Genomic DNA, 14,025 nt, shown 5'->3' on the forward strand with positions numbered 1-14,025 from the left:
GCGAGATAAAATCAACAGCAAAGAGCCAAGTTAAACACAATCTTCTTTGTGTTCGTGAATAAAATCAAGCAATTGGTAATACGCAGGAGGCATGCTTGCATTTTCGAACACTTTTTTCAGCTCAGCCTCAAACTCAAGATCGTAACACTTACACTCATCTCCGTCGCTCGGCCAAATATTATAACCATTTAATCTTGCAAGAATTTCCCGCATGCATTCCTGCCCAACACAATTTACATACTCACCAGATTCAGAATAGTAATCTTCATCCAAGTAATCCACATCGAAAACCTTTGCATCAATGGAGGCAACATTTTGTCTTACAAAGGATAACGCTAACCTTACATGTGAAAAAGCCTTATGTGAATTCCGACCGTATAGATAACGCCACATAGAATAAAGCATTTTTCGTACATAGGACGGGACATTAACCCTGAACGAAGGTACCCAATTGTCGTCACCAAGTGAAAATGGAAAAGTTACCTCTCCATCAACGGGAATTAATTTTTCAAAATAATACTCATATATATTGGCCTGATCTGAATTCTGAGCTCCGGAGAATATATTACTAAAGGTTTGTATTGCTTCTCTATTTTTATCCTCAACGCCATCAGCCCACCAACCTATTTTTTTTCTAGACAAAAATAAGCAGAACCTCTTAAGGAACTCACTATGCTGCTCCACGCTCTGAGCAGGGCAAAGATTTAGTACTAAAGACATACTTAATTCGCCATTTTCATCCCCTCTCTCTACAGCAAGTTGAACAAGTGGATTTAAATCGCCCTCCAAAAACCATTTTTTACGAGCATCAATAAGATCAATATCACCACTTTCAGGCCCGTTCGAATACGTTTTTTCGTATACAACCCAAAGAGCTTCTCTGCTTTTTAACCAAGTAATATCTGCTTCCAATTTAATTTTCAACGACGGCTCCAATGACTTCCTCCTCAATATTATCAATTTTATCTTTGATCTCTGCCTTTATCGCCTCTTCAAGCTCTGTCTTTGATGAAGTGATAAATAAGTCTAAGTTACCTAAAATAAACGTATCACTATCAATTTTTGCCAAATATGGATTTTGACGTTTCGTATAAAATGTACTTACCCCCACCGGAGGCTTTGTAAACTGGTCTATTATCTCACTCAAAGCAGGGTTTTCTGTTGTTTTGGTTTTAAAGTCATGGAAATGCCAGAAAACTTCTTGTACATTTATAGTTACACCGTAAAGATTGAGGTTTTTAGACGTAAGTTCTTTTTTCCCCATAGCAGCAAAAGTACCTTTTGCCACCCGATCAAGAGTAAGCTGCCTGTGAACAGTTCCGTTCTTCTTCTTGCCATCGCCTGTCTCACTGTCCACATCACCCTTACCCTGATTCCATTTCCAAGGAGTAACAGAGCCATTATACTTAACAGGTGAATTACCTGTTTTACTAGTACCAATCCCTTTATAAGACTTCATTTCCCGCCAAATCTCATTAGAATCTCGAGTTCCAGTCAGAATATCTATTTCTCGAGTAAAGATCCTAAAAGCATTAAGATTAGAATACACTCGGTCAGCTCGAGCCATAGACTTTATTTCTCTTAGATCTTCTTCAAGCTCGAAAATTAGTACTTTTCTATCCACCTCGATGCCTACAATTCGATTGGGATTTAAATCCGTTATAGACACAGACTCAGCCATACCGTGCAAAATACCCAGCTGTAAAAGCTGAAACTGAGCACCAAAAGCCTTAGCCACAAAATTCCCATAAGCTTTCTCCCCCGCTGCAACACCTGGTAAAGCAGTAACATAAAGCTTTCTTAATTCTTCAATAGAGCGCTGCCTATCCTCATCGTTGGGAATGGCCTCCGCATTTAAGAATCTCCCCGCCTCCAGCTCTGTTTCCAAATAGGCGATAATAGCTGTTAATGTGATCGGGCCAACACGCTGCCGGTTATTAAGAAGAAAACCTCTAATCTTTGAAACACCTACAGCCTTAAAGTTGCTAAGTATTCCAGTTAAGAAATTTTTATCAAAGCTAATATTCTTTAAAAAAGCTTTATCAGTTTCCTTTAAAACCCTACCCAATTCCCCCAGAGTTTTGGGCGCCTCTTTTCCTGACTTAGCCAGTACTGGAGCGATTTCCTTAAGGGTTTTACCTATAGCCACCCCAGCCCCGCTAGCAACAGAAGCATAGGCGCTGGGGAATAAAGAATAATACTCACCCTGGTTATGGATTGCTGCCGCTTCAAGTGAAATTTCATCATCGGCCAGCGAAAAGAAGTCAAGGATATCTAAAAAATCGTCCGTTGAATTTATCATTTTGGCAACTTCAGTTATCCCTGCCCTAGCTTCTTCATCTAAAGCCATATCTGCCACAATAATAAAGAAGGCGATTCCTTGGTAAACCAAAGTGAAATCTCTCCCTTTGGCCTTTTGGAACATCTTTTTCATTACTCCGCCTAGGTATTTAACGGCCTTGTTGTTACCCAGTTTAAGGAGTTTAATCGCCAATTTTGCAGGTACAGTTACAGCCTTAAGTGGTGCAGCTGGAGGGAATAGTGACAGTACATCTAGAATTGCTACAGAGAAGGACACGACATCTACATCTCTTCCTGCAAGCATATTACCAACCTGGGTCCAAATAACCTGCAGACTATCTAGACCTATTAACGCTGAAGCAATATCGATAATGGTCCAAAAACTAATGTCATAAGCATAGGCTCTGGGGAATATGGCATCAGACTGCAGGACCGCGTATCTAAACGTACCGTCTTCGTAGTCATCCTCCATAAATGACAGGTCAAATTCAGGAGCACCAGATACAATACCTGCAGCTAAAGTGGATGCAGCTATCGCTTCAAAAGTAGGTGTTGAGAGCAATTCGACCGTACTAGAGGTTTCAGCAGATGTAATAGCAACGCTCTGTGCAGGTAACCTACCAGAGAAACTTTGCATTTTACCCGTGCTAGTTACACCCACAGTGGTTGTGCCTGTTGGGCCGATTACAACACTTATTACTTCTTGGTTGTTTTCAAAAAGTACCAATGGCTCACTAGCTAAGTTATACCATTTTAAGCTGTTCATTAAGCCGGTATAGCCTGCACCCACTACCAAGTCGTCAACTTCTTCGGCTTCGTCGAATGCTAAAATTCCATTTACATCAGTTTCATATCGTTCGCTATTAACCGCCAATGTAAGCTTGCCGTTTGTATATGAACCTGCAATGGTATGCCAGTATTCAAGAGGCAATACTTCGGTTTGCTCTACGGTAAATACCTCTGAATTTTCATTCACTGCTGTCAATTGCAGCTGGCCTGTTTCTAGTAGAACAAGCTTAAGAGCATTACCTAAATTAATTATTTCACCAGCATGCTGCCCTGGCTTTAAATCGAGCTTAAATGAAATATCATTGGTTAATTTAATGCGAGGAGCACTAGGAACAACCATGCGACTATTTACAGCTATTTGACTAAAGCTATAGCTGCCACCAGCATATTGTTTGGTATCTGACGACAAACCAACATACTCTAGCTCACCATTTGAAAAACCAACCTCATCTTTGGCGAAGCTCGCATCGTTCATCCAATAAGACGCTTGAGTCAATCGGTTGGGCTGGAAGATATCCCCCAATGTAGCTACAACTTCATCATCCGGTGTGCCACTGATATTAACCGACCCAGTTATAGCTTTATTCACAGAAAAAGCATTATCGTCCCATCGGGTGTATTCGAATAACGTTTCTGTATTAGCGTCACCAACAAGTTTTGCGCGCTGAGTATTTAATCGATTGGCATTATGGTTTGGCGTAACGGTAACAGTTGCTTCTGTAGGCGGCTGCATTGCAACCATTGCTTTTACAGTTAAAGTTGTGCCGATAGGTGGGGACAGCAATGAAATAGGAGCACGTCCAGAAGAGTCTGTTATAACCGTGGATTTAGTTAAACGCCCCCCATTTTCTACCCATACATCTACTTCATAATTGGCTACATCGTTACCACCCGCACTTGCGGTTACAAAAAAGTCTATTTTGGCTCCGCCCTGAACCTCCTCAGCTAAACCTTCGAAACTAATATCAACGGGGTCAACCTGAATATCTACTTCATCTTCTTTTTCGCCAACACGCAGCGTAAGTGAGGATAGCTCAGCATAATCCGCCCCCTCAACTTTAAACGAAAACTCACCGTCTACGGTATTACCGGGAGCTTCGACAACTTTGATAGCACCGCCAGTGAATATAGATACACCTGTACCATTTGCTACGGGGTTGGAATGTTGGTCAATCGCCACCCCCTTAACCTCAACTACTCCCGCACCACCTACGTATAATTTAGAACCTGGGTCCACCGATGCTGTTACAGTTTCTACCTTACCTGGAACAATCCTAAATAGCAGTGGCGCTTCAATAGTTTGATTATTAGTATCATTTGTTAACTTAGCGGTTATTTTACAGGTATCTCCTGTTTTAGTAGGCATAGTCAAATGATTTTTGAAAATGGCATACTCATCATCGCTATCATAGGTTTTTTCTAACTTACAGCCTTCGCCCTCTCTCAACCAAATAACGTTTATTTCATATTTTTTATCTTCTGGACGATTCGCGAAACCTATTAAGTGCGCGACTAAATCGAACTCATTTTCGTCCGCTGATATTTCGATTGCACCGTCTACATCCGAAGGCAAGTTGTCATCATCGATAACCGCGTAGTAATCCAAGTACTCGAATGCATATTCCCAAATTAAATTATGGGCATCATTATTGGTATACAGTCTTAACGTTAGAAAATCTTCAATATCTAACGACCCCATTTGATCCAAATTTTCTATATTTATCGTTTGATCATTACCAAAGTTAACCGCAAACTCTTCTTCACCTAGAGCTAAAACAAGTTCTTTTGATTCGCCACTAAACAAACTAATCGGATTAGCCACCTGATCAGTTAAGTTATAAATAAAGCTAACCAATTCATCTGTGGAAGCAATTATTGGGTTGCTTAAACCTAGAATATCATCTTCGGTTTGATTGCCGTTTGGCTCAATATTAACTCGACTAACCTTTTTAACTTCTAGGTCATAAACCGTAAACTGATACTCAGGACGATAACGCCACTTATATGCAGCACCTGGTTTAAAGGGGTTAAGCTCGTCAGTGGCTGTACCGTTATTTGCTGCTGCAGCGGCTTCTTGAGCGATTTCCCATTGTTTGAAGTAAAGTTTATTTTCTAGCGTGGAATTTTCATCCCAGATGGGCGTTAAAATAGGTACATAGTGTTTGGGGCGGTATTGAAGTTGATCGGTACCTGCGCCCAAAGAATCAAAATCTACAGGGTTGTTTGCGCGGTTATCGTTATTGTTTATCTCGATATTTATAGCCGGGTCGCCAGAGAAATCTGGGTTGCGTAGGTAAGATTCACCATTCACCTGCACGTATAAATGTTGTGTTCCGGCATTGGCCTCGCTAACACGTATTAACTGAAGGTTTTTACCGGGGTTTATAGGAAAGTAACGTACGCTCTGGCCTGCTGTTGTGGCGGAGCCATCTTCAAGCAAGCTTACGTTATAATTTTCTATTGTATTTTCGCCGGTTAACTTACCTAGGCGTGCAGTATAGCCAAAATCTTTTAACTGCTCAGGCAAAGCGCTACCATCTTGATCTAACCATTCGGTGTAAACCTTAATAACAACATCGTCTGTTTCTGCGCCGCCCTCACTACCTATTAGATAATTGCGATCTTCGTCTTTGGTTAAGCCGTACTCAACCTTTAGCTCGCGTTCAGCCCATATTTTAAGGTTAGGCGGGCCCATTTTTATTTTGGGCACACGAATACTGGGCACGGTATAAATGCTGTCTTTTATATCCAGTACTGTTTTGGCGGTACCGATATAACCAGTTGCTCTGTTTATGGCTACTATTTTTACGGGTTCGCCCGGTCTTATATGGTCGGCTTCACGCTCGTAAAATTTGGGGTTCATACCCGAAAGGTTTTGCCAGCGTTCAAAAGCAGCCGAATTACTTAGTTGGTTACCGTTTGCATCTCTACGCCCATAACGGCCACTTATGCGGCTTGCGCCTTCAACCCCGCCACGCATTTGTAGGCGGTAATGAAAATTGGTTTCATCAACGTCAAAGTTTGTGGTGTCGGTTGTTTCTTCGGCGGCACTTAAATCTCGGTACGCCAAACCACTGCGCTCTGCAAGTAAGTCTCCTGAAGACTCGCGAAACACATAAATGTCTGTATTGCGTAAATCGTCTTCAGCAATAACTTTTAATAGGCCTTGATGGTAGTCGTTAATAGCGTCATCTAATAAACGAACAATATCTGGTAGCGCTTGTTGTTGGTCGTCCCCTTCTTCTGCCGCACTAGCTGAATAATAAATAGCCTGATAATACGGCGCTGGTGGCGTTGAATTTTTAGCGTCTTTAACCGTTTGAATTGCTATTTTACTTTCATTGGTAGCAGCTTCGTTTACCTTAAACTCGAGCACTTCTGCTTCAGTACATTTTTCCGTTCTATCTACTAGCCGGTCTTGATCTTGCCCGCCATCTTCTGCTGGTGTTTTACAATTAAATTGCCCAATTTTTACAGTATCTTTTTCGCCGTCACCATCAAGATCGAAGTTTTGTTGCACAATTTTATATTCTGCATCGTCTACAGCATCTACACGGTATTCTGTGGGTGTAGAGTCACTTACAGAAATAGACTTATCCCACCCACTGGCGGCCCATTGCGCTTGTGTTGCTGGGTCCAAAACCTCTGAGCGACGGTCGATGGGGCTGTATATATCTTGCGTTGCATCTCTGCTTAAATGCTCGTTACTCAATTCCGCTTGGCCCGCTAGGATCTTCATATCCATTATGTAATCCATACGGATTATAGGCGTAGTACTTGTTGCAGCTAATGCTATTAAGTTAACCCCGGCCATAGCGCCGCTTAACCCGCCACTAGTAGCGATGGACATTGCACGCAAATGGGTTAAAGGATGATTGCCGTTACAGGGCAAGTAATGCGGCATTTGCACGTAATAAGGGTAGCCTCGGCGCAAGCGCGGGTTGAAGCTTTTGGAGTACATTTCTATTTGTATAGGCGAATACATGTCGGTCATAATCCAACAGGGTGGCCCACCTATCCAGCCAGCAAACACTATCCCCCACTTTCCGTCTTCATCTGTTAGGTCGTGAAACTCAAACCCCATGCCACCATAAGTGCTTATATGGGCATCTTGTATAGGGTTAGTAAATTCGGTCTCGTCATTACTTTGAATACCATATTTAATGCCGAGATAATCCTCACCATCGTATTCTTCTGCACCTTCAACACCATTAACAAAGCTTGTAAGTAAACCTATATTATGTGGCGACTCTTTAACCACACGCTTGTTCATTTCTTCTGTATTGCTACTTACTAACAAAGACAGTGTGTTTTCTGCAATAACTTCATCTGGGTTGATTGGCATTTGCGCCAAAATAATATGGCGCTTAACAGCAGCCACATCAATTTCGCCGCTGTTATTGAGAATGGGAAAATATTGGTACCCTTGCTGTTCTGTATCTTTAAATACGGGTGGACGCAAAATTACGTGACGAACGTCATCGTTAATATCGTATGCATCTACTGCAGTTTCTATATCGTTTACCGTAAAGGTGAACGTTATAGGCTCTGGTGTAGGTACATTAGGGTCGGCGGACTCTGGTTGCAAAATTTTGAATTGCTCCGTTAAGAGCTTGGCACTCGCCATGTTAATGGGCGGATGTTCTTCACCGGTGCCGCCACTAAGTATTTCTGCATCTTTGTAGGTTTTTTTGATATCTTCCCAGCGATTCACATAGGCGCGATATTGCAGCCCACTAATTAACAGGGTTTTATCTAGCGCATAAGTATCGGTTGCGGGAAAGTGATTTTCTAACCGTCCGGTTTCGGGGTTGTATTCAGCCCAATATTTTGTGCCATCGTCTTCTTCAACCACGCCACGCGAATAAACATAGCCCTTAGTTACCGAATCTGCATGGGTATAAACCGTTACGCAGGTTATTAATAAAAGCAAGAATTTAGTGAGTGTTAGCCCAACTCTGCGAAACTTCATAGTATTTTCACTAATACGATTATTCATTGTTATTGATTCCCTTCGCCAGAAGGAACACTGGTAAGAAGACTTCTAATTTTTGTAACCATCATACTTAAACTCATACCTTGCTCGGCATAACTTTGCATATGCTCAAACACTTGTTCGGGCATAGGTGCGTAGCCTATGTAATCTAGGCGGCTGTATTCAGCACGCAACGATTTAACTCTGTGGTTTTCAACTATGCCTACACCAACGGGTACAATGATGTCTTTTTCTGGGTCTAAGCCCACCAATAAAACATATGCGCCATCATCCCAAACATAATCTTGTATAAGCTCTAGTTTTGGTAAGGCGAAATCGATACCTATTTCACCATCAATTTCTATACCCATAGGATGAATACCATACAACCAATATGGCATAAACATTGGGTCGTAACTGTGTGGGAACGAACCAGCAGGCATAAATAACGCCATAGCAAACCCAGAGGTTTTGCCGTCTGCAAAAAACACGTTTGCGTTAGTTGTATCTAGCTTGAGATCGCCCTTCGCCAAGTGCACTTGAGCATTTTTTTGTAGTGAACTAAAGGCATCATCTTTATTTAACGCGGCCAATACCTGGCCGCCCACGCGCGTTTTTTCACCTTTGTTTATGAATACTTTTTTCTGCAAGGTACCAAAGTCGGGTAATTTAAAGCCGCTGTTAATACGTAATGTAAAGCGACCATCGGGTAAGGATTCCGTTGGTTTATCCCCATAACCAAAACCGAATACACCAGAGGCATCAGATACTGTTTGACGATTCAGCTCAACCAGCTCAACAACGGCCCCGGGCACAGGCTGACCAAATTGGTCGAGTACCGCACCGTCAACAAATGTCGGTAATTCACGTGTATTAAACCGACTGCGAGAATATTCTTCACCGTCGTAAGTTACCGTCACCTGTACCGTAGATTTATATGCGAATTCGCGAGAAGGATAAAACCCAATCACCCTAGCACCAGGCAATACGGAAATCCCTCCGGTTACTGGCTCATCGTCTATATCCACTTTAACAAGCTGATAGCCCTTAGCTTGAAAACCTTCTGTGCCGTGCGGGTCACTGTTTATATAGCTAAAGCCGTGAGCTGTCTCGCGTACTTCTACATTAAGCTTTGCTGGATCTATAGCTTTATTAAAATACAGCGTAATAGGAACGTTGGTCTCAATATGCTGCTCGCCATTGTTTGGCTCTATATTAACTAGCTGTAACGGCACATCCTGATTGTTTTCTACAGAAATAGTGCGAGTTGTTTTAGTTAACTCCACCCCTTGATCTAACAAAGATATTTCTATTGTGTAACTACCAGCCTGTAGAGGAGTTTCTATATAGCCTGAAGCTAAACCGTCACCTATATTTAATAGCGACTCGGCAATAATATTATTACCTTGTTTTATAACGCCTTTTGCACTGTAGTTATCTACTACGCCTACTAATCTTGCCGCTACCTGCAAATTAATGGGTTGGCCTAGATTGATGAGTTTTGTATTTGCTGGAGGCAATAACATGCTCATAGACACATTACTATCCAATTCAAAACTATATTCAGTTGCTGTGGTGTTACCGCTGTAGTCTTTGGCCTCTATATTCACGCTTAAAATACTATCTAAGCTTAAGCCCAGCTGAGCAGAAAATGTGTAAACACCGGCATTAGACGTTGGCTGCAAAGCTATTGAGCTACCGTTGATAGTTAAGCTCGCTATTTGCGAATCGGCGACTGTTCCGCTTAGTGTATAAGGCTGCTCCGTTACCGTATTAATAACGGGCGAAGGCTGGATAGCGTTATCTAATTGAAGAACTGGCGCTGTTGTATCCAAATAGTAGGTAACTTGCAGTGAGGTAACCTTAGAAGAGCTATCAGTAATTTCCACATTAACATCCCAGCTCTCTTGGCCAGCAGGAAAGTTAAGTAGCTCGCTGATTGTGCCGTATTGCTTATTACCAAGCACCACAGGCGTGCCATTAATAGTAATGTGTGCCCCACCGCTATAGCTTGTGTAATTGAGTGTTATGTAAAAATCGCTTGTTGCGAGGTAGCTATTAGATGAGGGTTTAACAATAGTAATTTCGGGCGCTCGCGACTCTTCTTGTTCTGGCTGATAATTTACTACAACCGACGCATTCAAAATTTCGTCGGTGTATAGCTCGTAATCAACTATTGCTTGAACCTCAAGAATATTTGCCCCTTCTTGCAGCTCAATATTCTGTAGGGAAAATTGCGTAATAGTTACATCCGACGTTGGTGAAAGTGCGGCAGGCACACCATTGATGGTTACGCTAATTTGATTTGCCGCTTTTTCACTAATGACATTACCCGTAACGGTAATACTCGCGTGATTCACCGTGGAGCTAGCTGAAGGCGAAAGAATAACCAGATCTGCATTCACCCTACTTTCTTCACGAACTACGGTAAATGTATCGACCGTTTCATTACCGTCGCCATCAATAGCATGAATAGAAATTTGGTTGTCACCCACTTCTAGAGGCATCCACAACGACCAATTATCGCCAACCACCTCTAACTCAAAAGTTAAGTTAGGGTAACGACCGCTAACGGCGAAAAGTGATTCTATTGATTTATTATCTGTAGCCGTACCGGTAAATGTTTCCCCAGAATTACTTGTAGTAGCAAGCGGATTATTAACCACAACTGAAGGTGCAATTGAATCTGACTGATCATCCTCGCAACCGTTGGCATTCACGCTTACGTTAGGTGCTGTGCCTGCGCATTGATCTAATTCGTCTTCTACGCCGTCGTTATCGTCATCCTTGTCTTCATTGGCATCATCACAACCATCTGAATCTGCATCGGCGGATAAATGGTAATCGGCTGTTAAACAAGCGTCGCCAGTATCTTCAACACCGTCGTTATCATCGTCTTTATCTTCGTCAGCATCGTCACAACCGTCCATATCGAAGTCTTGACTTAAATTGCCATCGACCGTATTACAACTATCTACGTCGTTTGGCACACCATCCAAGTCAGTATCGTTTGGGTTATTGAAATCTGGATCTTCATCGGTATCGTCGCAGCCATCATTATCTACATCTGCAGCCAAATGAAAATCTGCTGTTACACAGCTATCTACAGTATCTTCAACACCATCGTTGTCATCATCTTTATCTTCATCGGTGTCGTCGCAACCATCGCTATCAAAGTCAGATGCGAGATTAAAATCTGCGGTAAAGCAACTATCAACAGCGTTTAGCACACCATCATTGTCGATGTCGTTATCTTCGTTGGTATCGTCACAGCCATCGCCGTCTGCATCTTCATTAAGATGAAAATCAGCCGTGTAACATGCATCTACAGAATCTTGTACGCCGTCGTTATCATCGTCTGTATCTTCGTTCGCATCATCGCAGCCGTCGTTATCTAAATCGGCTTCTAGATGAAAGTCTTCCGTACGGCATGCATCAAACTCGTCGCTTACGCCATCATTATCATCATCGGCGTCTTCATCTGCATCATCGCAGCCGTCATTATCAAAATCTGATGACAAATGAAAATCTATCGTAAAACAACTATCTGCGGTATCGAGTCTACCGTCATTATCATCATCTAGATCTTCATCGGTATCGTCACAGCCGTCATTGTCTAGATCTTTAGCTAGAACTCCATCTTGGGTATCACAAGCGTCATTACTGTCTTCTACGCCATCTCCGTCGCTATCAGTCACACCGCTAACTGATAGTTCACCATAGAATTCGATAGTAAAAGAATACCCCCTACTAGATATAGATCGCATCGTAAAACTAACGGATTCTTGTGGTGCCAGCCCAGCTGGAACGGACTCAGATAGGTCATAATAATATTTGTCGTAAGGCGCCACCCCCTCTCCGCCAAAGGCTTCTTGAAACTCTACCCCAGTTATTGACGTGGAAATAACTGCATGCAGGGGGGTATTTATTTGCTCCTGCGATGTATTAGTAACAGTAATTAATGCGCTGTTGACTATTTTTCTCGTACGACGATCAAGCGTACTGGTTTTATTGGACTCAGTGTAAGTAACCTTCCCCTCTAGCAATGTCATTTCTGCGGATGCTATGTGCGGAATTAGCAGCATTATTAGTGCTACTACCGGATAAGAGCATTGCTTTAATCGTTTTAAAAACATTGAGGGATAATCCTTGAACAGAACCAATACTATTATGTGTACTTGGTTTGTAAGTTTATTTACTGGTTAATTTTATGCTTACCATCACCACAGCATTTCTCGCTATTGGTAAACCACTACTGCTTCTTTTAGTGCTGAATCAGATATCTCTCTAACAGCTTGTTTTAGCTGTAAGGGGGCAAGTGATTTTCTAATCTCTCCGCTCACTTCAGCCAAAGGTTTTAGTGCAAGTGGCTTTTCGTCTAATACTTTTACTAGGGTGTACACCAAGCCGTTAACATCAACTGGGGCTACAGCACCCGCCCCTGTTTTAGCAACGATTGATTTTAATGGTTCTTGCAAATCTTTAGGGTTTAACGATGCAGACTTATGAGCAACCACCCACGCGCCATTAGTCGATTTAATTGTGTTAACTGCTTGCGCCCAATTTTTATTTGCAGTTATTTCATTAAACACCTTCAGCAGGCTCGCAGCATCTTCTTTGGCCTGTATTTGGACTTGAATATATTCAAATTGCTTGATAGAGCCGCCGCCGAATTTATTTGGGTTATCCAAATAATATTTTTTAACCATCTCGGCAGTTACAGGCTGAGGCGTAACCTTCTGCTCTAAATACGCTTTAACCAATAACTCTTCTCTATAAGCTTTTGTTTTTAAATCAAGCAACACTAAATCGTCTGCCGAGAGTAACGCTTCCGACTTTTGCGCAATCGCCTTACTTGCCACTAAGCTATCCAATAGCTTTTTTGCCAACTCATCAGTCATAAAAAGCTCTGCGTTAGCACCTAAAGTGCGCTCAATAGCAAGCTCTAGTTCATGACTAGTAATTGGGGCGCCGTTTACAGTTGCTACAACTTCACTTGAGTCTGCAGAGGAAGATGTTACTACTTCCTCTGGCTCTTTATCGCTGCACCCACTTGCAACTAGTAATACTGCTAACGCTATACTGGATATACTCTTACCTAGTTTCATGTAATGCCTACTTTTTAGCTTGCTCTTTTAAACGATTCATTTCTGCTTGTTTAGCTTGCTCTTTTAATTTGTAAGCAATATCACCTTTTACAGCATCAAATGGTTTAGTCGTTGTTTTAGCCGCTTCAATTACCTTAACTATATGGTAACCGTAGCTAGTAACGAATGGCTCAGAAACTGCACCGGCATCCATTGCAAAAACGGTGCGCGAGAAAACAGGGTCGATACTGCCTTCATCTAACCAACCTAAGTCGCCGCCCTTTTGAGCCGAAAGTTTGTCATCTGAGTATTCTTTGGCCAAATCTTCAAATTTTTCGTTTTGTTGCAAACGAGCATGGGCCTCTTTGGCTTTTAACAAACGAGCATTCTTTTCTTCATCACTCATACGCCCGTTTGTACGAAATAAAATATGTGCCACGTGGATTTTTTTATTTTGATACTCATCCTGATTGTTGTTGTAGTAATTTTTTATAGCTTCAGGTGTTACGTTCTTTTTAATATATGCTTCAAAGTAACGGCTAATAAGCATTTGCTTTTTGAACTCGGCCACTTCTACATCAATTAAAGATTTATCTAGCAAGTCGGATTTCTCAATTGCTTTGCTTATAGCTTCGCGTTCGTTGTACACCACAAGAGCGCTAGCAACTCTTTTTTCATCTGTGAGAGGAATGCGCTTAAAGTTTAGGTAAGCTTCAAATTTTTCATCTTTCACTAAGCTAGATTTATTCTCAGACTCGCCGCACCCAGTCAACGCAAGCGCTATTACTAAGCTGCTAACTGTTAATTTCAATTTCAATTTCATTACTAATCCTTAACCTGTATCTAATTCGAATGTTTTAATAGCCTTGATCT

5 protein-coding genes are annotated in these 14,025 nt (G+C 41.9%); all 5 read right to left on the minus strand.

All coding sequences use genetic code 11. The features are described 5' to 3' along the window. Positions 1–30: 30 nt before the first annotated feature. The 5 genes from SDE_RS10725 to SDE_RS10745 all read right to left on the minus strand — a co-directional run bounded on the left by SDE_RS10725 (position 31) and on the right by SDE_RS10745 (position 13,975). Positions 31–924 carry a hypothetical protein gene (locus tag SDE_RS10725; protein WP_041324597.1) on the minus strand — a complete coding sequence of 298 codons (894 nt, stop codon included), beginning with the start codon at positions 922–924 and terminating at the stop codon, positions 31–33. Further along, positions 914–8,089, minus strand: a complete 7,176-nt coding sequence (locus SDE_RS10730) for a tryptophan synthase alpha chain (RefSeq protein WP_011468523.1) — start codon at positions 8,087–8,089, stop codon at positions 914–916. Before SDE_RS10730 ends, SDE_RS10725 begins: the two co-directional genes overlap by 11 nt. A gap of 2 nt (positions 8,090–8,091) precedes the next feature. Further along, positions 8,092–12,201, minus strand: a complete 4,110-nt coding sequence (locus SDE_RS10735; protein ID WP_011468524.1) for a carboxypeptidase regulatory-like domain-containing protein — start codon at positions 12,199–12,201, stop codon at positions 8,092–8,094. A gap of 102 nt (positions 12,202–12,303) precedes the next feature. Next, on the minus strand, positions 12,304–13,173 hold the full coding sequence (locus SDE_RS10740; protein ID WP_011468525.1) for a peptidylprolyl isomerase: 870 nt from the start codon (positions 13,171–13,173) through the stop codon (positions 12,304–12,306). A 7-nt stretch (positions 13,174–13,180) separates the two neighbouring features. Then, complete coding sequence (locus SDE_RS10745; RefSeq protein WP_011468526.1) at positions 13,181–13,975, minus strand: peptidylprolyl isomerase; 795 nt, start codon at positions 13,973–13,975, stop codon at positions 13,181–13,183. Positions 13,976–14,025: the final 50 nt, after the last annotated feature.

The sequence above is a fragment of the Saccharophagus degradans 2-40 genome, assembly GCF_000013665.1.
Taxonomy (GTDB): domain Bacteria; phylum Pseudomonadota; class Gammaproteobacteria; order Pseudomonadales; family Cellvibrionaceae; genus Saccharophagus; species Saccharophagus degradans.